19 protein-coding genes and 2 pseudogenes are annotated in these 20236 nt (G+C 69.9%); 13 read left to right on the top strand and 8 right to left on the bottom strand.

The window, feature by feature from the left end:
• The 9 genes from O3X23_RS32515 to O3X23_RS32475 all read left to right on the top strand — a co-directional run.
• On the top strand, nt 1-1327 hold a 1327-nt coding region (locus O3X23_RS32515; protein ID WP_269275945.1), incomplete at its 5' end, for a dihydrolipoyl dehydrogenase family protein.
• Nucleotides 1324-1785 (top strand): MauE/DoxX family redox-associated membrane protein, encoded by a 462-nt coding sequence (locus tag O3X23_RS32510; protein WP_269275943.1) that lies wholly within the window; start codon nt 1324-1326, stop codon nt 1783-1785. The genes O3X23_RS32515 and O3X23_RS32510, both read left to right, overlap by 4 nt.
• On the top strand, nt 1785-3218 hold the full coding sequence (locus O3X23_RS32505; protein ID WP_269275941.1) for a radical SAM domain-containing protein: 1434 nt from the start codon (nt 1785-1787) through the stop codon (nt 3216-3218). Before O3X23_RS32510 ends, O3X23_RS32505 begins: the two co-directional genes overlap by 1 nt.
• Nucleotides 3219-3222: 4 nt before the next feature.
• Complete coding sequence (locus tag O3X23_RS32500) at nt 3223-4011, top strand: MTAP family purine nucleoside phosphorylase (protein ID WP_269275939.1); 789 nt, start codon at nt 3223-3225, stop codon at nt 4009-4011.
• A gap of 38 nt (nt 4012-4049) precedes the next feature.
• Nucleotides 4050-4682, top strand: a complete 633-nt coding sequence (locus tag O3X23_RS32495) for a TIGR04282 family arsenosugar biosynthesis glycosyltransferase (protein ID WP_269275937.1) — start codon at nt 4050-4052, stop codon at nt 4680-4682.
• Nucleotides 4679-5407 carry a TIGR04283 family arsenosugar biosynthesis glycosyltransferase gene (locus O3X23_RS32490; RefSeq protein WP_269275935.1) on the top strand — a complete coding sequence of 243 codons (729 nt, stop codon included), beginning with the start codon at nt 4679-4681 and terminating at the stop codon, nt 5405-5407. The genes O3X23_RS32495 and O3X23_RS32490 overlap by 4 nt, the downstream gene beginning before the upstream one ends.
• A 43-nt stretch (nt 5408-5450) precedes the next feature.
• A complete protein-coding gene (locus tag O3X23_RS32485; RefSeq protein ID WP_269275932.1) occupies nt 5451-7127 on the top strand; it encodes a radical SAM protein in 1677 nt (558 codons plus the stop codon).
• 29 nt (nt 7128-7156) lie between these two features.
• On the top strand, nt 7157-8371 hold the full coding sequence (locus tag O3X23_RS32480; protein WP_269275930.1) for an NAD(P)-binding domain-containing protein: 1215 nt from the start codon (nt 7157-7159) through the stop codon (nt 8369-8371).
• Between the two features lie 117 nt (nt 8372-8488).
• Nucleotides 8489-8791: a DF family (seleno)protein gene (locus tag O3X23_RS32475; protein WP_269275927.1), complete on the top strand. Its 303-nt coding sequence runs from the start codon at nt 8489-8491 to the stop codon at nt 8789-8791.
• Between the two features lie 619 nt (nt 8792-9410).
• Here the strand turns inward: O3X23_RS32475 and O3X23_RS32470 are convergent.
• The 4 genes from O3X23_RS32470 to O3X23_RS32455 all read right to left on the bottom strand — a co-directional run bounded on the left by O3X23_RS32470 (nt 9411) and on the right by O3X23_RS32455 (nt 12176).
• Nucleotides 9411-10073 carry a class I SAM-dependent methyltransferase gene (locus tag O3X23_RS32470; protein ID WP_269275926.1) on the bottom strand — a complete coding sequence of 221 codons (663 nt, stop codon included), beginning with the start codon at nt 10071-10073 and terminating at the stop codon, nt 9411-9413.
• Between the two features lie 328 nt (nt 10074-10401).
• Entirely contained in the window at nt 10402-11190 is a 789-nt protein-coding gene (locus O3X23_RS32465) for a COG4705 family protein (RefSeq protein WP_269275924.1), read from the bottom strand.
• Between the two features lie 305 nt (nt 11191-11495).
• The gene (locus O3X23_RS32460; RefSeq protein ID WP_269275922.1) at nt 11496-11645 is read right to left on the bottom strand and encodes a hypothetical protein; all 150 of its coding nucleotides are present in this window, start codon (nt 11643-11645) and stop codon (nt 11496-11498) included.
• 129 nt (nt 11646-11774) lie between these two features.
• A complete protein-coding gene (locus O3X23_RS32455) occupies nt 11775-12176 on the bottom strand; it encodes a BlaI/MecI/CopY family transcriptional regulator (protein WP_269275920.1) in 402 nt (133 codons plus the stop codon).
• A gap of 141 nt (nt 12177-12317) precedes the next feature.
• On the opposite strand from O3X23_RS32455, the gene O3X23_RS32450 reads away from it, so the two are divergent.
• Nucleotides 12318-12932, top strand: a complete 615-nt coding sequence (locus tag O3X23_RS32450; protein ID WP_269275918.1) for a phosphatase PAP2 family protein — start codon at nt 12318-12320, stop codon at nt 12930-12932.
• A gap of 240 nt (nt 12933-13172) precedes the next feature.
• On the opposite strand, the gene O3X23_RS32445 is transcribed toward O3X23_RS32450, so the two are convergent.
• Together O3X23_RS32445 and O3X23_RS32440 are read right to left on the bottom strand one after the other, a co-directional pair.
• Nucleotides 13173-13901, bottom strand: coding sequence for a class F sortase (locus tag O3X23_RS32445; protein ID WP_269275916.1), 729 nt, complete (start codon nt 13899-13901; stop codon nt 13173-13175).
• Nucleotides 13898-14674, bottom strand: a complete 777-nt coding sequence (locus O3X23_RS32440) for a hypothetical protein (protein ID WP_269275914.1) — start codon at nt 14672-14674, stop codon at nt 13898-13900. Before O3X23_RS32440 ends, O3X23_RS32445 begins: the two co-directional genes overlap by 4 nt.
• A 600-nt stretch (nt 14675-15274) precedes the next feature.
• Here O3X23_RS32440 and O3X23_RS32435 point away from each other — a divergent pair.
• The 3 genes from O3X23_RS32435 (at nt 15275) to O3X23_RS32425 (ending at nt 18039) form a co-directional block, all read left to right on the top strand.
• Nucleotides 15275-15703: a hypothetical protein gene (locus O3X23_RS32435; RefSeq protein ID WP_269275912.1), complete on the top strand. Its 429-nt coding sequence runs from the start codon at nt 15275-15277 to the stop codon at nt 15701-15703.
• Nucleotides 15704-15807: 104 nt separating this feature from the next.
• Complete coding sequence (locus O3X23_RS32430; protein WP_269275910.1) at nt 15808-16737, top strand: hypothetical protein; 930 nt, start codon at nt 15808-15810, stop codon at nt 16735-16737.
• Between the two features lie 120 nt (nt 16738-16857).
• Complete coding sequence (locus O3X23_RS32425) at nt 16858-18039, top strand: permease (RefSeq protein WP_269275908.1); 1182 nt, start codon at nt 16858-16860, stop codon at nt 18037-18039.
• Between the two features lie 226 nt (nt 18040-18265).
• On the opposite strand, the pseudogene O3X23_RS32420 reads toward O3X23_RS32425, so the two are convergent.
• A pseudogene (locus tag O3X23_RS32420) lies at nt 18266-19004 on the bottom strand (2,3-bisphosphoglycerate-dependent phosphoglycerate mutase).
• Nucleotides 19001-20234 (bottom strand): annotated as a pseudogene (eno, locus tag O3X23_RS32415) (phosphopyruvate hydratase). Before eno ends, O3X23_RS32420 begins: the two co-directional pseudogenes overlap by 4 nt.
• Nucleotides 20235-20236: the final 2 nt, after the last annotated feature.

Below are 20236 nucleotides of genomic sequence, written 5' to 3'. Positions count from 1 at the left end.
CACGCTGCTCGTCGAGCGGGACATGCTGGGCGGGGACTGTCTGTGGACGGGGTGCGTACCGAGCAAGGCGCTGCTGCACGCCGCTGCCGACGTCCAGGCGGCCCGCCGCGCCGCTGCCTACGGGCTGCCGTCGCTGTCCGGCCCGGTCGACCTGGCGGCGGCCATGGGGGAGGTGAAGCGGGCGATCGGTGCGATCGAACCGCACGACTCGGCCGAGGCGCTCGCCCCGTACGGAGTCGACGTCACGTACGGTGCGGCGTCCTTCACCGGCCCGGGAACCCTGACCGCGGGCGAGCGGGAGGTCTCCTTCCGGTACACGCTGATCGCCACGGGCTCCTCGCCATCCCTGGTGCCGGTCCCCGGCCTGGCCGAGGCCGGGCCGCTGACCAGCGACACCGTGTGGGAGCTGTCCGAACTCCCGCGCCGCCTGGTAGTGCTGGGCGGTGGTCCCATCGGCTGTGAGCTGGGCCAGGCGTTCGCCCGGCTCGGCTCGCAGGTCACGCTCGTGGAGGCGATGGACCGCTTGGTGCCCCGCGAGGAACCCCGGGCGGCACAGGTGCTGCGGGAGCGGCTGGAGGCCGAGGGCGTCACCGTGCTGACGGGCTACCGCGCCGAGCGAGTCGATGCCGATGCCGTCCAGGGGCCCGGCGGCCCTCTCCGGTACGACGCGCTGCTGGCCGTCACCGGCCGCCGCGCCAACGTCCGGGGGCTCGGCCTGGAAGCGGCCGGTGTGGAGCTGACCGGCACCGGTTATGTCCGCACTGATGGACGCCTGCGCACCACCAACCATCGGATTTACGCCGCCGGTGACGTCACCGGCCGTTCTGCGTTCACCCATCTGGGCGGCACGCAGGGCGCGGCGGCCGCCGCCGACGCGCTGCTGGGGGTGCGGCGCCCCATCGACTATCACGCGGTGCCCTGGGTGACGTTCACCGATCCGGAGGTCGCCCGCGTCGGGCTCACCGCCGACGAGGCGCGCGAGAAGTACGGCGACAGCGCACGCGTCCACACGCTGGAGAACGACCGGGTCGACCGGGCGGTCGCCGACGGCCGCACCGAGGGCTTCACCACTCTGGTGCTTGGGCCACGCGGGAAGATCGTCGGAGCCACGGTGGTGTCTCCGAGGGCCGGGGAGACCATTGCCCATCTGGCGGCGGCGGTGCGCCTGGGCTGGACGCCCTCGGACTACGCGCGCACCGTGCACCCCTATCCCACGTACGCCGACGGGCCCTGGCATACGGCGCTGGCCGATGTCTACGCCCGCCTGGCGCGGGGCAGCGGCGCCATCGGGGCGCTGCTGAAGCTCCGCAGAGGGGTGGTCCGGTGATCCTCCGTATCGTTCTGGGCGCCGTCCTCGCGGCGATGGCGGTGGGCCAGCTCGCCTCGTTCGACGCGATGCCCGCCATCGTGACTACCTACGATCTGACCTCCGGCGCGATCTCAACCGCTCTGGCCGTGGCCCTGATCAGCGCCGAGATCGCCACGGCCGGCTGGTTCCTCGCCCGGTCCCGCTTCCGCGCCGCCACGCCCGTCTGGCTGTACACGGGCGTCGCGGTGGTGTGGTCGGTGCTGGCCGCCCAGGCGTTCGCCCGCGGGCTCGTCCTCGACAACTGCGGTTGCTTCGGCACGTACGCCGCCCAGCCGCTGCGCTGGTACGTCCTCGTCGAGGACGCGCTGATGCTGCTGTACGCCTGGCTGCTGTGGCGCGGACTACGGCGGGCCCGGCCCGCCTCCCTCACCGCGCGGGTTTTCACGGCAGCCCCGACATCGCAGGAGAACCACTGATGCGGATCATCGCGGCACTGCGTGCCCTCGAACGTGCCACCCGTCCCTACGACACCGAGTTCGCCGAGGCCATGGCACGTCGCTGGGGCGAACTTCCCAACGCGGCCAGGACGCCCGGCCAGATTCTGGGGCGGCACGGCGTCGGCTGCGAGGGCACCCACAACGTCTTCCCCAAGTGCAACCTCAAGTGCACCCCCTGCTACCACTCGAGGGACGCCAACCAGGTACGCGTCGACGGCCCGCACACCCACGATCAGATCGCCGCGCAGATGCGCCTTCTGCGCCGACTGCGGGGCCCGCGCGCCCACACCCAGCTCATCGGCGGCGAGGTCAGCCTGCTCACCCCCGACGACCACGCCGCCGCCCTGGCGATCATGCGGGACCACGGACGGGAACCGATGAGCTTCACCCACGGCGACTTCGACGACGACTACCTCACCCGCCTCGCACTCGGCCCGGACGGCACACGACGCTTCGGAAGGCTCTCGTTCGCCGCGCACTTCGACAAGTTCATGTACGGCCGGCGCGGCATCGAACGCCCGCCGAACGAAAAGGCGCTGAACCCGTACCGGGCACGGTTCGCCGCCATGTTCACCCGTCTGCGGCGCGAGCACGGAGTGCGGTTCTTCCTCGCCCACAACATGACCGTCACCCCCGGCAACCTCGACGAGGTCGCGGAAGTGATCCGCGACTGCCACGCCATGGGATATGGCATGTTCTCCTTCCAACCCGCCGCCTTCCTCGGCGACGAGCGGCGTTGGAAGGAGGAGTTCCGCGAGGCGAGTCCGGACGGGGTGTGGGCGGAGATCGAACGCGGCGCGGGGACCCGGTTGGACTACCGGGTCTTCGAGAACGGTGACGTGCGCTGCAACCGCACCGCCTACGGCTTCTACGTCGGTCGCCGCTGGTATCCGTTCCTCGACGGCGGCGACCCGCGCGACCTCGCCGTACGCGACGCATTCTTCCGCTACTTCGGAAAGGTGACCTTCACCGGCACACCGCCCGCTCTCCTCGCCGCCAGGCTCCTGCGGGTGGTCGCCCGCCACCCGTCCACCGCAGTAACAGGGTTGCGCTGGCTGGCCGGCGCCATGCGGCGCGTCGGGCCGTTGCGGTTGGTCCGCCACCGGATGCGGGTGCGCCCGGTCACGTTCGTGATGCACCAGTTCATGGACGCCGATGTCGTCGCCCCGGCCTGGGAGATGATGCAGCGCGGCGAGCAGGCCGCGGAGCCCCACCTGCGCGAGACCCAGGAGCGGCTGGCCGCCTGCCACTACGCCATGGCCCACCCCGAAACCAGCACCCTGGTCCCCGCCTGTGTGCAGCACGCCGTCCTCGACCCGGCCGAGAACGCGGCGCTGCGCACCCTGCTGCCGATCGTCGACGTCCGCACCACCGCCGACCGTGCGTCCGGCACGTCACCGAAGGAGAAGTAGTTTCATGCGCATTGGCGTGATCACAGGCTCCGGCAGCTACGACTGGCCCCACCTGGAAGGGGCCGCGGAGCGGACCGTCGTCACGGACCACGGCGAGGTCACCGTCACCGAAGGACGCCTGGGGGACACGGAGATCGTGCAGCTCTCCCGGCACGGCGCCGGTCACCAACGGCTCTCCAGTCAGGTCGACCACAAGGCGAACCTCGCTGCCCTGCTGGCCTGCAAGACGGACGCCGTGGTGTCCTTCACTGTCTGCGGCTCCCTCGACCCGGACCTGCAGCCGGGCTCGCTGGTGGTCTTCGACGACCTGTACTTCCCCGCCAACCGGCTGCCCGACGGCACCCCCTGCACCTGGTACGACACACCCGGCGCGGCCGGCCGCGGCCACTGGATCTTCGACAAGCCCTTCAGCGAACCACTGCGTCAAGCGCTCATCAAGGCCGCCGGGCAGACCGGGGTGCCGGTCGCGGCGCAGGGCGTGTACGGGCACGTCGACGGCCCCCGTTTCAACACGCGCCCGGAGGTGGCCGCGCTGGCCGCGGCCGGGGTCAGCGCCGTCAGCCAGACCGCGGGGCCGGAGGTCGTCCTGGCCGGTGAGGCCGAGCTGCCCATGGCGCTGGTCGGTTTCGTCACCGACTACGCCAACGGCGTCGCCCCCGAGCCGGAACCGGTACAGGCGTTGCTGGAGCGCATGGAGGCGAGCAAGGAGGTCTTCGCGACGCTGGCCGGGCACGCGCTGCCTTCCCTGGGCGCCGTGAGCGGGGCCGGTTTCGTCTACCGGTTCGACGCGTGAACGCCGCCGGCCACGGGGGCACCCCCGCAATCCTGGTCATGGCCAAGGCGCCCCGGCCCGGCACGGTCAAGACCCGGCTGCATCCCCTGCTGGGCCCGCCGCGCTGCGCGGAACTCCAGGCCGAACTCATCCGCCACACCCTGGCCGTCACCACGGCCCACACCCCGCGCACCTACCTCGCCTACGCGCCGGACGACGGCAAAGACACCATCAGCACGGCGGTGCCGGCCGGTGTCCGGTTGCTCGTCCAGCGCGGTGCAGACCTCGGACAGCGTCTGGCCGCAGCCGTCATCGACGCTTTCACCGACGGCGCGGGCCCGCTCCTTGTGATCGGCACCGACGCGCCGACCCTCACCGCCGGTCACCTGAGCGCCGCCTTCGCCGCGCTGGACCACCACGACGTGGCGCTGGGCCCGGCGCTCGACGGCGGCTCCTACCTGATTGGCCTGCGGGCGGCCCGTACCTCGCTCTTCGCCCTCGATCGGGATGCCTGGAGCACGGACCGGGTACTCGCGGTGACCCGCGCTCTTGCCGACGGCGAACGGCTGAGCGTGGGACTGCTGCGTCCCCTGCGGGACCTGGACACCCCAGAGGACGCCGCCGCGCTCCTGCCGGATCCGGCGCTGCCCACGCCGATCGCCGCCCTGCTCCAGTCCGAGGAGAGGCCATGACGCAGGTGTCGATCATCGTCCCGGTCCTGAACGAAGAAGCCACGATCCACAGTGCGGTGAGCCGCCTGTGCCGGGACTTCCCCAACTGCGAGCTGATCGTCGTGGACGGCGGCTCCACCGACGCGACCGCCGAACTCGCCGCTCTCCACGCTACCGTGATCAGCAGTGAGCGCGGCCGGGCCCGGCAGATGAACGAGGGCGCCCGGCACGCGTCCGGTGACATCCTGTGGTTCATCCACGCCGACACCGCCATCGACCCCGACGCCCTGGGCCAGATCCGGGCCTCGCTCGCCGACCCGTCCGTGGTCGGCGGCGGGCTCACCCTCCGCTTCGACCGTCCCACACTCGGCCTGAACTACCTCGCGTGGACGTCCAACGCCCGCGCGCGGCGCCTCCACCACATCTTCGGCGACCAGGCCATGTTCATCCGCCGCACCGCCTTCGACGCCCTCGGCGGCTACCCCGACCTGGCCATCATGGAAGACCTGGAGATGTCACGGCGCCTGCACCGCCGCGGCCAGCTGAGCCTGCTGCCCGCCACCTCGACGGCCTCCTCACGCCGGCTGATCGATCACGGGACCTGGCGCATGATCGCCTTCATGCAGTACCTGAAGCTGCTGTACTTCGCCGGCGTCGACCCCGAAGCCATCCGCGCCCGCTACACCGCCGGCCCCCGCCTCTTTCAGAACAGGACCCCGAGAGCGGCACGCACCGGCCGCACCTGAACGCTCCCTCTCTTCTGCCTTCGACACTTTGGAGACCGGCCCCATGCGCATCGCAGTCTGCGGAGGACCCTACGGAAACCCGTACGCCCTCCAGGCGTTCGTCGACGACGCCCGCGCCCGGGGCGCCGAGCGGCTGTTCTGTCTGGGAGACCTCGGCGGCTTCGGCGCTGAGGTCGAGGCGCTGTGGCCGATCCTGACCGACAACGACATCGAGTGCGTCGCCGGGAACTACGACGTTGCCATCGCCCGCGGCGACACCGACTGCGGCTGCGGCTACCGCGACGATAAGGACAACGAGTACGCCCAACTCATCTACGACCACACGCTCGCCACCACCGGCCGCGACTTCGCCGCCTGGATGGGCACCCTGCCCACCGAGCGCCGGGAAACCATCGACGGGGTCGACGTCCACATGGTCCACGGCTCGACGCTGGCGCTGAACGACTTCTGGTGGGATTCGCTCCCCGAGGAGCAGCACCAGCTGCGAGCCCAGGCGTCCGGGGCCGGCGTTGTGCTGTGCACCCACAGTGGTCTGCCCTGGCAGCGGCGGGTCGGGGAGACGCTGGTGGTGAACGTCGGGGTGCTGGGCAAACCCGCCAACGACGGTCGCCGCGAGGTCTGTTATGCGATGCTCGACCTTTTCGACGGGCACGTCACCGCCGAGCTGATCCCGCTCGCGTACGACTGGCAGGCGCAGGCGGACTCGATGCGCGCCGCGGGACTTCCCGAGATCTTTGCCGAGACCATCGAGACCGGCTGGTGGACCACCTGCCTGGAGATCCTGCCGCCGCGTGAGCGTTCCCGGGGCCGCTACCACCTCTACCGCTCCACTCTGCCCTCCAGTTTCCGGCCGGCGGACGACGGCTGGGGAAAGACCACGCCCCAGTCCCTTCAAGGCGACCGGCCGGTGGTCCCACTGTTCGGCACCCCCTACTTCCCCTCCCGGCTGTGGATCTACACCAACTTCCACTGCAACCTGGCCTGCGACTACTGCGCGGTCGCCTCCTCCCCGCAAGCACTCGCCCGCAGCCTGCCCACCGACACCTTCCGCGCCCTGGTCGACGAGGCCGTACAGGCCGGGTTCACCGAGCTGTACCTCACCGGCGGTGAGCCCTTCCTGCACCCTGACATCGTCTGCCTCCTCGACTACGCCTCCGCCGAGCTGCCCACCGTCGTGATGACCAACGCGATGCTGCTGCGTGGCCGGCGTGCCGCCGGCCTCGCGGATCTGGCCGGCCGCAAGCTCACCGTCCAGACCTCCCTGGACGGCGCCACCGCCCATACCCACGACATTCACCGCGGTTCCGGCTCCTGGCAGCGCACCCTCGACGGCATCCGCCACCTGATCAGCATGGGACTGCCTCCGCGCGTCGCCCTCACCGAAACCCCGGAGAACACCCACGAGGTCTCCGCGGTCGCCGAGCTGCTGGCCGGACTCGGCCTGCCCGCCGGTCACTTCGCCGTACGCCCGCTACTGCGCCGCGGCTTCGCCGAGATCGGGGTGGAGATCGGCGAGGACTCCAGCATCCCCGAACTGACGGTCACCGCCGACGGACTGCACTGGCACCCCGCCGGCGCCGACCTCGCCACCAGCCCCGATCTCCATCTCGCGCCCGCCGGAACCTCACTCACCGCGGGCAAACAGATGGTGACCGAGCGATTCTTCGCCGCCCGCCTCACTGACGGCACCCTGCCCCGCCCCGTCCACTGCGCCATCTGACCCGTCCGCGTACCGAAAGGAAGTCGACCATGCAGCGACACGTCGCGATCCTGGGCGCCGGACCCGTCGGCCTCGACGCCGCTCTCGCCTGCGCCGACGCGGGATGGGCGTTCAGCCTCTACGAAGCCGGGGACACCGTCGCCGCTCACGTGCGGGCCTGGGGCCATGCCCGCCTCTTCACTCCCTGGGACCTGAACGTCTCGGGCCGAATGCGAACCCACCTGCCGCACGCCCCGACCGGCGACGACTGCCCCACCGGGGCCGAACTGGCCACCCGCCTGCTCGACCCGCTCGCCGCACTGCCCGCCCTCGAAGGCCGGATCAGGCTACGCACCCGCGTCGCCGGCATCGCCCGCACCGGCCTGCTCAAACACGAGCACATCGGCACCGACATCCGCGCCGGCACCCCCTTCACCCTCCTCCTGGACACCCCCGACGGCGAGGACACCGCTGAAGCGGACCTCGTCCTGGACTGCACCGGCACCTACTCCCACCCCAACACCCTGGGACCCGGCGGCATCCCCGCCCCCGGCGAACGCGCCCTCACCGAGCGCATCACCAGTACCCTCCCGAACACCGCCGACCCCGGCCGCTGGACAGGCACCGTCCTGCTCATCGGCGCCGGAAAGTCCGCCCAGACCGCGGCCCGCGACCTCGCCGCCCTGCCCGGAACCCGCGTCCACTGGGCGGTGCGCGGTACGGCGCCCGATTGGGGCGCCGTACCGGGCGACACACTGCCCGGCCGCCAGCACCTCGTCGACACCTCCCAGGCCCTCGCCGACGGCGCCAACGAGCGCGTCACCGTCTACACCGGCGCCCACATCCAGGCCCTCAGCCCCGACAATGACCGGATCCGCGCCTGTCTCGCTACCGAGGGTGGCACGCGCGAGATCGTCTGCGACCACGTCGTGGCACTGACCGGCTACACCGGCGACGCCTCCCTCTACCGGCAGTTGCAGGTTCACGAGTGCTACGCCACCGGCGCCCCCCTGAATCTCTCCGCCGCCCTCCTCGGCTCCGCAGGCGGGGACTGCCTCGCCCAGCCGCCCGTCGGGATCGAGGCGCTGCGCAATCCCGAGCCGCACTTCTTCATCCTGGGCGCCAAGTCCTACGGCCGCCTCAACACCTTCCTGCTGCGCACCGGCTACGAGCAGATCGACCAGCTCACCGCTGCCTACGCCGAACAACCACTGCCGCTACCTGCCGGCACGCAAGCGCTCGCCGGAGTACCAGAAGGTCCCTGAGACAGCCGGGTGCCGGTGAGCAGCGCGCCCAGATCGTCGCTGGCGCCCGTACGCGCATCGGTCCCCAGGCATTGCGCTGGGCGCCCATGCGCTGGGGCCATGTGCGACCGTGGAGAGATGGACATCGAGATGCTGGTCGTACCGGACTGCCCGAACGAGGAACCCGCAGCCGCCCGCCTGCGGGAGGCCCTGAACGGCATCGGCCTGCGTGACACCCGATTTACCACGCGCGTGATCACCGACCAGGCCGAAGCCGAGCGGTACAGGTTCACCGGCTCTCCGACCTTCCTCATTGACGGACACGATCCGTTCGCCGAGCGCGGACGGCCCTTCGGGCTGGCCTGCCGGGTCTACCGCACGCCGCACGGCCTGGCCGGCCTGCCCACGCCCGACCAGCTACGACGGGCCCTAGCCGGCTAGCTCTAGGCTGGCGGAGAGTCCGGCACAAGCCGGGAGGCGAGTGAGCGAACACACGTGGTGGACCCGAGCAGGAGCTGGCAGACGCGCGACAGCGGCAATGCCAGGACACCTACACCACCCACCCTGACATGTACGACGAGCAGCCCTCCGCACCGGCCATCCGCGCCACCGCGGCGTTTCACCAAGCCGGAGCAACGAGGTGCTGGAGCTGGGCGCCGGACACGGCCGCGACGCCCTGTACTTTGCCGGCGAAAGCTTCACCATCCAGGCCGCCGACTTCTCCCGGACGGGCCTGGAGCAGTTGCAGAACACCGCGCGGACTCAGAGTGTCGAGGGCCGCGTGATGACCGCCGGCACGACGTGCGTGAGCCGCTGCCCCGGCCGGACGGTTCGGTGGACGCGGTCTTCGCCCGCATGCTGTTGGCATGGCGCTGTCCACCCAGGAGATCCATGTCGTGGTCGGCGAGGCCCGCCGCATCCTGCGGTCCGGCGGGGTATTCATGTACACGGGTTCGCCACACCGGCGCCCCTCGCCGTCGACGCCCAGTCGGCGGCCGGCGCGCGGGGCCGGCATTCGCCAGCCGCCCGGCGCGGGCAGCGCGGGTTGCGGCTACGGCTATCAGGGCCGACTCTGGGTGACGCGCCACAGCCGACGAGGCAGGTCACCTTCCTCGAACGGATGCACCTCGTCCATGGCCCAACCGTTGGCCAGGGCGTCAACCAGGGCGCGGGGGAAAAAGTGCACCGCGAACCCACCATGCTCGTAGACGTCGTCACCGTGCGCGATGCCAGTTCTATAGTGGGCATCGCCGGTGTGGCGGACCGTGTACACGAACACCCCACCGGACCGCAGAACACGGCGGACCTCACCGACCACGACATGGATCTCCTGGGTGGACAGCGCCATGCACAACAGCATGTGCGCGAAGACCGCATCCACCGAGCCGTCGGGCAGGGGCAGCGGCTCGCGCACATCGTGTACGGCGGTCATCACGCGTCCGTTGAGGCCCTGAGACCTTGCGGCGTCCTGCAGCTGCTGCAGGCCCGTGCGGGAAAAGTCGGAGGCCCGGACGGTGAAGCCTTCGCGGGCAAAGAACAGGGCGTCGCGCCCGTGTCCGGCGCCCAGCTCCAGCACGTCCTTCGCGTCGGCTTGATGGAACACCCCGGCAGCGTGGACGGCCGGAACGGAGGGCTGCGCGCCATACATGCTCGGGTGGGCGGCGTAGGTCTCCTGCCAGTGCCGCTGCTGCGCATCTGCCAGCGCCTGCTCACGGTCTGCCACGCGTGCTCACTCCCTCGTCTCCCGGCCCTGTGCCGGATTCGTCGGCCAGCCTAGAGGTCGTCTGTCAGGGCCTGTCGTAGCTGGCCGAGCGTGGGCAGACCGGCCAACCCGTGCGGTGTGCGGTAGACGCGGCAGGCCAGCCCAAAGGGTCCGCTGTGTTCGGCGAACGGATCGTGTCCGTCGATGAGGAAGGTCGGGGAGCCGGTGAATACGGACCGCGGCCTCGGCCTGATCGGCGATCACCCGAATAGTGAAGCGGGTATCACCCAGGCCGACGCCGTTCAGGGCCTCCCGCAGCCGGTCGGCTACGAGTCCCTCACACCATCTTTCAGGCTGTCGTGTTCACGGTGTCGTCTTTCTCCAGCGGTGCGGTCGCCGCCGCAGTGCTGCGGGATTCGCGCTCGCGGTGGATTGCACGCATGGTGAGGGCTGTGAGTACAGCCGTCAGAAGCAGTGACGAGCCGATCGTGCCGATTCCCAGGCCGCCCTTGGCGACGGGTTTGGTGAAGAAGTCGCCGACGGTCGCGCCGAGAGGGCGGGTGAGGACGAATGCTGTCCAGAAGAGCACGGTGTTCGACACCGGCGTGCGGTATTTGGCGACGAGGATGAGCAGTAGGGCTGTGCTGATCACCAGCGCTCCGCCGGAATAGCCGAGACCGGAGTCGTCCGCGAGGAAGTCGCCGAGCGAGGTGCCCAGGGTGTTGGAGATCAAGATGGCGGCCCAGTACAGCAGTTCGCCGCTGAGCGTGCTGATCCGTGTGACGTCGAAGGGGTGGCCGGTGGCCTTCCACAGCGCGAATACTGCGGCTAGCGCGGCGATGAGGAGGAGGGCTCCTCTCGCGTAGCCGAGTCCGGCAGAGCGGTTCATGAAGTCCGACATGGTGGTGCCCGCTGTACTGGTGGACAAGATGACTGTCCAGTACAGGCCGGGGTGGAACCGGCGAGCCGTGAGCTGTGTGATGAGACTGGCCACGAAGAAGCCGATCAAAATGACTGAACTGATCAGGTATCCCACCCGCAGTGTCTGGGCGAGGAGGTCACCGCCGGTTTCTCCCAGCGTGGTGGCCGCAATTTTCATGACCCAGAAAGCAGCGGTGATCTCCGGCAGTTTCTTCATCGTCGATGGTTGTTCCTCTGCTGTCTTCGGTCGGTGCCCTGGCCTCGTCGTGGCCGCCGGCGAGGCGGCACCACGTGAAGGACGCACGATGGACAGTCACTATAAGCAATGTTTCATGACGGAGTGTGTCGGATGCCTCGATCCCTTCGCGCGAGTCAGGCCGAGCAGGACTGCGTGAGCCGCTCAGAATGCCCATGACGTAGCTGGCGGTGTCAGGCAAACCGCCGCCGCCGCTGTCGGTACACCTCGCAGGCGGCCTACCACGCCGACCTGGGGCACCGACGCTGGGCTGAGGGCTGGTGCCGTCAGTACTTGAGCAGTTCATGCAGGTCGTGGGCGCCCTCCGTCGTGCACAGTCCGCTCCCAGCGAGGACTACTGCCACGCAGAACAGGGCGACGGCCCCTGCCAGCGCGAACAAGCCCAGGACCGCGGTGCTGCCGGCCGCCAAGCTCACCGCGCCGGCGGTCAGCAACCAGCTGGCCAGTCGCGGCTGGAGGGCTCGGCCAACGGCCGGGCTCCCAGCCGGGCCAGCGCAGGGAGGAGCAGGGGCAGATAATAGTCAAACGCATCCGGGCAGCATCTTCTAACGGTCGGGGTCCAGCTCGGCGCCGAGCAGGCGCCGCAGCACCTGTTCGTCGTCGGCCGACAGATCATCGACGAAGCGGGTCAGGACCTTCTCCCGCTCCGGTTCACGCTCCAGGACCTGACGCATCTGGCGCGCTGCCAGCCCCGGCACGTCCGAGACAGGGACGTAGGCGAAGGCCCGACCGCGTCGGCTGCGCAGCAGCACGCCCTTGGCGTGCAACCGGGACAGGATCGTCACCACCGTGCTGTAGGACAGGCCGTCGCCGAGCCGCTCCGCGACCTGCGCCGGGGTCAACGCTGCGCCGTCGGATGTCTGCAGGATAGCCAGCACCTCGGCCTCCAGAGCGCCGTTGGGTCGCCGCCCTCCCGATGAAGCGGCCGACGCGGTGTCGTCGGTCATGACTTGGACACCTTCCGTTCATCATCTACAGTCGCGTAGAACTCCTACGTGACTGTAGAAGCTACTGGCGCCCGAGTGTGCCATGTCCTCCCGCGGCTGGTGACCCGTCCCGGCGCTCGCTGCACGACAACAAAGGCCCCAGTGACCGCGACCACGCTGCAAGCCCTGGACGGCGCCTCCATCGATGGCGGCTGGTACACCAGCGTCACCGACTTCGCCCACAGCACCCATTGGCTCAACGCCCCCATGCTCGCCTACACCAGCTACGGCGCGATCCTGTTCATCACGGCCCTGCTCGCCTGCTGGTGGACGGCCCGACAGGGCTCCGCCGCAGCGATGGCCGCATCGTTGGCTGCGGGGCTCGCAGCCGTACTGGCCTACGCAGTCAACTCCGGCATCAAGGACGCCTTCGCCGAACCGCGCCCGTGCCGCGCCCTCCCGCACGCCTTCCTCGTCGAGGCGTGCCCGGCGCCGACCGATTACGCGTTTCCCAGCAACCACACCACCGTCGCCTTCGCCGCGGCCGCCGCACTGCTCCTCATCCACCGCCGCGTGGGCATCGCCCTCTTTGCCGCGGCCGTACTTATGGCGGCCTCCCGCGTCTACGTCGGCGCCCACTACCCCCACGACGTCATCACCGCCGCCCTGCTCGGCATCGCCATCGCCCTGCCCACCGTGCTCCTTGGTCGCCGCTATGGCGCCCCCGCCGTAGAACGACTGCGAGCAGGACGGCTACGCCCCCTGCTCGCGAAGTAAGCAGTAAGTAGCCGGCGCGGACCACACGACACGCGGAACTAACGACCACGTCCGCGACCTGCTGGCAGAAGCCGCAGTGCGCCGCCTCCTCGAAGTCACGCTGACAGGGCTGCCCGGCAGCCACTGACGCATGCTCGCCATCATGTTTCCGCGGCTGAATTCAGCACCTGGTGACTGCTTGGTGGCGCGCCACGCGCAGGCAGCGCGGCTTCGCCGTCGAGCGCTTGGGTGCCGACTTCCTCACCGGGAGGTGTGGGTGAGGGTGGCGTAGGCGACGATGTTGCCGAGGTAAGTGCGGGTTTCGGCGTCCCAGTTGCCGCAGGTGATCAGGCGCAGTTGCGGTTGGTCGACGGTGGTGGAGTAGACGTCGAGCGTGGGGAAGTTGTCCTTGGGGTAGGCCCGCACTGCGTTGGTGGTGAAGGTGGCGGTGGTGGCGTCGGCACGGGTGATGGTTATCGGCGTGCCGGGGGTGAGGGCGCCCAGACGGTAGAACACGGCGGGTCCGGTCTCTTTGGAATCGACGTGGCCGAGGATGACGGAGGCGCCGAGTTGCCCGGGCGTAGGCGAGTTCTTGTACCAGCCGGCTTTCAAGGGCTTCCAGGGGACCTGGACGGTCCCATCGGCGTTGAGGCCCAGGCCCAGAAGGGTGGTGTGGACGCCGATCGCTGGAATGTCGAGGGACACCGGTGCGGATGCCGGAAGGACGTGTCCGCCGACCGGGCGGGGGACGGGTTTGCCGGGAGGCGAGGGGACGGCCGGAACGGCGGGGGCGGCTGCCACGGGGGGCTGGGGCGGCGGCGCTTGGTTACTGGAGGTGCCGGTGAGGAATACGGTGGCCGCGCTGGCGGCCAGGGCCAGTGCGGCGGTGAGTCCGACGATGGTGCGGCGGGTGCCGCCCCCCGCGGTGCGGGGGGCGGCCACTTCGCCGGCCGGCGTGGGCCTGGTGCCGGATGCGGACCGGTCGGTCATCGCTGGGCGGCGTTCCTGCGCCGCAGGATCAGGGTGCCGGCCAGTGCCGCGATCGCTCCGGCGCCCAGCCCCGTAGCCAGCAGATCGGAGCTGTTGGTGCCGGTGGACGCCTGGGTGGCTCCGTCACCGGTGCCGGCTCCACCGGTGGGCATGGCGTTGAGGGCTCCGCAGATGGCCGGGGCGGTGGCTTCCTGGGGGAGCTTCGGGTCCAGCTCGCTGGCGCCCAGGACGTTGTCGTACTTGCCGTTGTGGTTGTAGTCAATGCCGTGCACCACGATCACCGCGTTGTTGGCGCGCACGGCGGCCGCCACGTCCGGGGTCACGGTCATGGTGCGGGTGTAGTGGAACGAGCCGGTGGACGGGAAGCGGTCGATGGCCAGTGCGCTGTTGGGGCTGGTGTCGCCCTTGGTGGTCAGCGACGTGCCGATCTTGCCGTAGGCGGGCAGACCGTCGGTGGTACTGATGGCCTTGTGCCCGTTGTGGTCATGCGCCGCGTCTGCCGTCGGGCACTCGCCCGAGCCCTTGATGTGGATGTGCTGGGCGTGCGGGGAGCTGTCGAGCAGCTGGTTGGCGGTGACCGACACGGTCGCCTGGTTACCCGACAGGGTGACGGTGGCCATTCCGGAGCCGTCCACCATGTTGGTCGCCACCGGATCGAGGGTGGCCTGATAGTTCGCGCCGCCACCGGAGGACTGCGCGGACGCCACCGCAGGCAGCGCCAGCGGCAGTGCGAACGCCGCTATGCCCATCAGCGGCAGGAAGGTCTTCTTCATGGCTTCTCCAAACGGAGCCCCGCGGCAGTCCGGTACCGCGTGGAGTGAGGGGCTCCTGTGCCATAGGGAGGAACGACGGCCGGAAAGCTCTGCCCGTACCGCCGGGATCAACTCACACCCCTTATTCGAAGCTGACCAGGCTGGCGGATGGGTGCGATCGCAGTGCCGGCTCGTCTTTGTGAACTGTGAGCTGTCTGCGGAGGCTGTCCGACTCACCCCTGCGGGACGATGAGCGCCAACGGAGGACCGTCTGGCGTTTGCCTGGCTCCCGACGCTGCGCAGGTCGCCCGCCCCCACCGCAACGCACAGCGCCGGGCAGACCGAAAAGACGGCGGCCTGAACCGCCGCCCCGCCCGATCATCCGTGCTACCGCCCGGACGAGGCCGTGTCCTCCTCATCCGCCACTGTGCACATCGATGCCACCCTGGGCGGCGGTCGCCCGCACGCCGCCCAGGCACGTTACGCGGGATGATGCCGGAAGGGGATACGGCGGTGGCCCCAGCGGTTGATGGGCCGGGCGCGGGGTACCGGGCCGGGGTATGGTCGAGGCGGTCGAACAACGCATCGTCCCCCTTCGATGACGTGTGGGAGGAAGCAGTGGTGGCAGGCAGCGGGCAGCCGCGCAGGCGGGGTATCGCCCGGTTGCTGGCATTGTGCGCGGTCCTGTTCGGCCTGTTCCTCATGCACGGCGCACCGGCCACCGCCGCCGAGGGCTGCCACGGCGCGACCGCGCCCACCGGGGTGCACGAAGACCCCCATGCGATGCGGTCCGCGACGGTGCCCATGATGACGCATCCCAGCCTGCAGCAGGCGTCAGGGTCGGCGGCGATGGACGGCACGACGTGCGTCTCGACCCCCGCACGCGACACCACCCCGCTGACGACACCCGGCCTGCTGGCCGTCGTCACAGTCCTTGCGTCCGTTCTCCTGGCCCGCAACCACTTGGCACAGGCCCAACCGGAGCGGTGCGGTCCACCGCCACCGGGCGGGCGAAGTCTGCTGCTCCAGGTGTGCATCGCGCGGACCTGACAGGACCCCGCCGAGCCCGGATGTTCTCCGGGAATCGGTGACGTGTCCTGCTCATCTCCGCGCGCCCGCCGAGCGTGGTGCGCCCACCCGGAAAGACCACTCACATGTTCGCTTCTTCCCGTCCCACCGTGCGCCGTCGTGCGCTCGCGGCGGCCGGCACGGCAGCCGCTCTGGCACTGACGCTGGCCGCCTGCGGCTCCTCCAACGACGATTCCTCGTCGATGCCGGGCATGGACCACGGCGCCAAGCCGTCCGCCTCCGCCGCGGCGAGCACCTCGCCCTCGATGGGTGACATGCCCGGCATGGATCACGTGGCCGCCGGCAACGGCCTGACGGACAACAAGGATGGCTACCACCTCACCAGCAAGGACACGACGCTGGCGGTCGGCAAGCAGGCCGCGTACCGGTTCACGGTCACCGGTCCGGACGGAAAGCCCGTGACCGCCTTCGCGGTCGACCAGACGAAGCGGATGCACTTCTACGCCATCCGCTCCGACCTGACCGGCTTCCAGCACATCCACCCGACCATCGCCGCCGACGGCACCTGGACCGCCGGCTTGGACACGCTCGCACCCGGCTCCTGGCGGATGTTCGCCTCCTTCACCCCCGACAGCGGAGTCGGCAAGGGCACCGCATTCGTCCTGTCCCGCACCATCACGGTGCCCGGTACCGCGGCGAAGATCCCGCTGCCGGCCGCCGCCAAGACCGCCGAGGTCGACGGGTACACCGCCACCGTCAACGGCGAGCCGATGGCCGACATGGCCCACCCGCTGACCGTGACCGTCGCCCAGGACGGCAAGCCCGTCACCGACCTCCAGCCCTACCTCGACACCTACGCCCACCTGACCGCCTTCCACGAGGGCGACACCGCCTTCGCCCACCTGCACCCGTCCACCAAGGTCAACGGAGACCACGGCGGGCCGGAACTGTCCTTCAACGGGGAACTGCCCACCTCCGGCAACTGGCGGCTGTTCCTGCAGTTCCTGACCGGCGGCAAACTCCACACCGCAGCCCTGACCCTGAACGTCGGCTGACCCCGCGTGGGGCGCCACCCCCACCGGTGGCGCCCCACGCATAACCCCCGCCGGGCCGTACCGCGTAGGTGCGACGTGTCGGTGGGCCCCATGTGCTGCTCGCTTGGGAAGGCTCTAGGGATGGTCCACGCCGTACTGCACGCACTGTCGATCGCCGCCTCCATGACCTGGGAGATCACCTGGGCCCTGATCCTGGGCTTCGCCCTGTCCGCCGTCGTCCAGGCCGTCGTCCGCAAGTCCACCGTCGTCTCCCTGCTCGGTGACGACCGCCCCCGCACGCTCGCTATCGCCGCCGGTCTCGGCGCCGCCTCGTCCTCCTGCTCGTATGCCGCGGTGGCGCTGGCCCGCTCCCTGTTCCGCAAGGGAGCGAACTTCACCGCCGCGATGGCCTTCGAGATCGCCTCCACCAACCTCGTCGTGGAACTCGGCGTCATCCTGGCGCTGCTGATGGGCTGGCAGTTCACCGCGGCGGAGTTCGTCGGCGGCCCCATCATGATCGTCGTCCTGGCGGTGCTCTTCCGCCTGTTTCTGCGGGACAAGCTCCTGCACCAAGCCCGCGAGCAGGCCGACCGCGGATTGGCTGGCTCCATGGAGGGCCACGCCGCGATGGACATGTCCGTACAGCGCGAAGGTTCCTTCGCCCGCCGCCTGCTGTCGCGTGAGGGCTTCACCTCCACGAGCCACGTCTTCGTCATGGAATGGGCGGCGATCCTGCGCGACCTGGTCATCGGCCTGCTCATCGCCGGAGCCATCGCGGCCTGGGTGCCGGACGCGTTCTGGCGCACGTTCTTCTTCGAAGGCCACCACCCGCTGGCAGCCAAGCTGTGGGGGCCCATCATCGGCCCACTCGTCGCCATCGCCTCGTTCGTCTGCTCCATCGGCAACGTGCCGCTCGCCGTCGTGCTGTGGAAGGGCGGCATCAGCTTCGGCGGCGTCGTCGCGTTCATCTTCGCCGACCTGCTGATCCTGCCGATCCTCAACATCTACCGGAAGTACTACGGCACGAAGATGGCCCTCTTCCTCCTCGGCACCTTTTACCTCGCCAGCGTCATCGCCGGGTACATCGTAGAGTTCACCTTCGGCGGCCTCGGCCTCATCCCCGACCAGGCCGACGCGAAGCTCCCCATGGAGGGCGTCACCTGGAACTACACGACCTTCCTCAACATCGCCTTCCTCATCCTGGCCGCCGCCCTCCTCATCCGGTTCCTGCGTACCGGCGGCCGCGACATGCTCCGCATGATGGGCGGTGCACCCGACACCAACCAGGACCACGCCCACGGCGAGCACCGCGGCCACAGCTGACCTCCACCGGCGCGCCCACTTGGGGTGGGGCCCCTTTTCCACCCCCAAGCCGATTCCGGCGCTGTCCGGCAGGTGCTCAACTGGACCCATGAGTCCTCTGCTGCTGCGCGTTCTGCCCAGCCCGGAAGGCAAACCGCTGCCGTCGAAAGACACCGCCGATGCCTTCCGGGCCTTCGCCCGCGACCGGGCCGCCGACCGCCACACCTGGGGCGACGCTTCCCCTGGTCTACCGGTTACGTAAGGCTGCTGCCTCGGTGCAGGCAGCGGCGGGGTCGAGGTAGCGGCCCCCGGGCTCTCGTGGTCGCAGGGTGTGGTCGAAGTCGTAGCGCAGGGGTTGGCCGGTGGGGATGTTGAGGTTTTCGACGTCGGCCGACCCGAGTCCGTCCAAGTGGGTGATGAAGGCGCGTAGCGAGTTGCCGTGGGCGATGACGAGGGTGGTTCGGCCGGCGGTGAGGTCCGGGGCGATCTGGTCGGTCCAGTAGGGCAGAAGCCGTGCGTGGACGTCGGCGAGTGACTCTGTCCGTGGTCGCGCGTCGGCTGGCAAGCTCGCGTAGCGGGCGTCGTTCCCCGGGTGACAGATCACCGCGGGCGATCGGTGGCGGGGCGGTGGCCCAGGAGCGTCGCCAGGCTGTGTAGGTGGCTTGGTCGGTGCGTTGACGGACCTCGCATTTGGTCAGACCGGTCAGGGCGCCGTAGTGGCGTTCGTTCATGCGCCAGCTGCGGTGTACGGGGATCCAATCGCGATCCAGGGTGTTCAGGACCAGATCGGCGGTGGTGATGGTGCGGCGGAGCAGGGAGGTGTGCACCACGTCTGGCAGCAGGTCGGCTTCATGCAGCAGACGTCCGGCGGAGCGGGCCTGGTCGCGGCCACGTGGGGTGAGGGGGACGTCGGCCCAGCCGGTGAAGATGCCCTCCGCGTTAGCGGTGCTCTCCCCGTGCCGGAGCAGGATCAGAGTTCCGGTCATGCCTGCTTGTCCGTCAGGCCGTAGGGCAGTTCGGGATGGGCGGCGGCGATGGCCAGGAGACGGTTGTACTTGGCGACGCGTTCACCGCGGGCTGGGGCACCTGATTTGATCTGTCCGCAGCCGGTGGCGACGGCGAGGTCGGCGATGAAGGTGTCGGGGGTTTCACCGGAGCGGTGAGAGACCATGACGGCATATCCGGCGTCACGGCAGATGGACACGGCTTCGAGGGTTTCGGTGACGGTCCCGATCTGGTTGACCTTGATCAGTGCGGCGTTGGCGATGTGGTCGGTGATGGCCTGGGTGATGATGGCGGGTTGGTGACGAAGTTGTCGTCGCCGACCAGTTGGATGCGTTCGCCGAGGGTGGTGGTGAGCTGTTGCCAGCCAGCGGTGTCGTCTTCGCCGAGGCCGTCCTCGATGGACCAGAGGGGGAAGTCGGCGATGATCTGTTCGTAGCGGGCGATCATGTCGCCGCTGCTCAGGGCCTCGCCGGCCACCAGGTAAGTGCCGTCCTTCTGGCGGAACTCGCTTGCGGCGGGGTCCAGTGCGATGGCGATGCCGTCGCGGCCCGGGGTGTATCCGGCATCGGTGATCGCGGCCACGATCATGCGCAGGGCATCTTCGGGCTGGGTAATGTCGGGGGCGAAGCCGCCTTCGTCGCCCAGGCCCGTGGCGTGTCCGGCCTCGTGCAGGCGCGTGCGTAGGGCGGCGTAGACCTCCGCTCCCGCCCGGATTGCTTCGGGGAGGGACGGGGCGCCGAGGGGGGCGATCATGAATTCCTGGAAGTCCAGGGGGCGTGTGCGCCGCCGTTGAGGACGTTGAAGTGCGGCACCGGTAGGCTGGGCGCCACGCCGACGGGGGCGAGGTAGGCGTGCAGTTCCTGCCCCTGCGAGACCGCCAGTGCGCGGGCTAGGGCGAGGGAGCAGCCGATGATGGCGTTGGCGCCGAGGCGGGATTTGGTGCCGGTGCCGTCGAGTTCGTTCATGGCGGTGTCGGCGTCGGCGAGGGTGTCCCAGGTGCGGGAGCGCAGCAGTTCTGCAAGCTCTCCGGTGACGTGGGCGCAGGCGTTTTGGACGCCGGCACCGTTGTAGCGGGCTTGGTCGCCGTCGCGGAGTTCGACGGCTTCGGGGGTGCCGGTGGATGCGCCGGAGGGGACCCCGGCTTCGGCGGTGGTGCCGTCCGCGAGGCGAAGGGTGACGTTGAGGGTGGGGCGGCCGCGGGAGTCGAGGATCT

It is taken from the genome of Streptomyces sp. H39-S7 (assembly GCF_027158205.1).
Classification (GTDB): Bacteria; Actinomycetota; Actinomycetes; order Streptomycetales; family Streptomycetaceae; genus Actinacidiphila.
Note: the sequence above shows the minus strand (reverse complement) of the source record. Positions and strands in the feature narration are given on the sequence as shown.

Excerpts from the sequence above, each read along its gene's own strand:
- O3X23_RS32430 (WP_269275910.1), top strand. The coding sequence starts at position 15,808 with ATGTTCGCTTCTTCCCGTCCCACCGTGCGCCGTCGTGCGCTCGCGGCG.
- O3X23_RS32465 (WP_269275924.1), bottom strand. The coding sequence starts at position 11,190 with ATGAAGAAACTGCCGGAGATCACCGCTGCTTTCTGGGTCATGAAAATT.
- O3X23_RS32500 (WP_269275939.1), top strand. The coding sequence starts at position 3,223 with ATGCGCATTGGCGTGATCACAGGCTCCGGCAGCTACGACTGGCCCCAC.
- O3X23_RS32485 (WP_269275932.1), top strand. The coding sequence starts at position 5,451 with ATGCGCATCGCAGTCTGCGGAGGACCCTACGGAAACCCGTACGCCCTC.
- O3X23_RS32445 (WP_269275916.1), bottom strand. The coding sequence starts at position 13,901 with ATGACCGACCGGTCCGCATCCGGCACCAGGCCCACGCCGGCCGGCGAA.
- O3X23_RS32475 (WP_269275927.1), top strand. The coding sequence starts at position 8,489 with ATGGACATCGAGATGCTGGTCGTACCGGACTGCCCGAACGAGGAACCC.
- O3X23_RS32425 (WP_269275908.1), top strand. The coding sequence starts at position 16,858 with ATGGTCCACGCCGTACTGCACGCACTGTCGATCGCCGCCTCCATGACC.
- O3X23_RS32455 (WP_269275920.1), bottom strand. The coding sequence starts at position 12,176 with ATGACCGACGACACCGCGTCGGCCGCTTCATCGGGAGGGCGGCGACCC.
- O3X23_RS32440 (WP_269275914.1), bottom strand. The coding sequence starts at position 14,674 with ATGAAGAAGACCTTCCTGCCGCTGATGGGCATAGCGGCGTTCGCACTG.
- O3X23_RS32495 (WP_269275937.1), top strand. The coding sequence starts at position 4,050 with ATGGCCAAGGCGCCCCGGCCCGGCACGGTCAAGACCCGGCTGCATCCC.
- O3X23_RS32480 (WP_269275930.1), top strand. The coding sequence starts at position 7,157 with ATGCAGCGACACGTCGCGATCCTGGGCGCCGGACCCGTCGGCCTCGAC.
- O3X23_RS32490 (WP_269275935.1), top strand. The coding sequence starts at position 4,679 with ATGACGCAGGTGTCGATCATCGTCCCGGTCCTGAACGAAGAAGCCACG.
- O3X23_RS32505 (WP_269275941.1), top strand. The coding sequence starts at position 1,785 with ATGCGGATCATCGCGGCACTGCGTGCCCTCGAACGTGCCACCCGTCCC.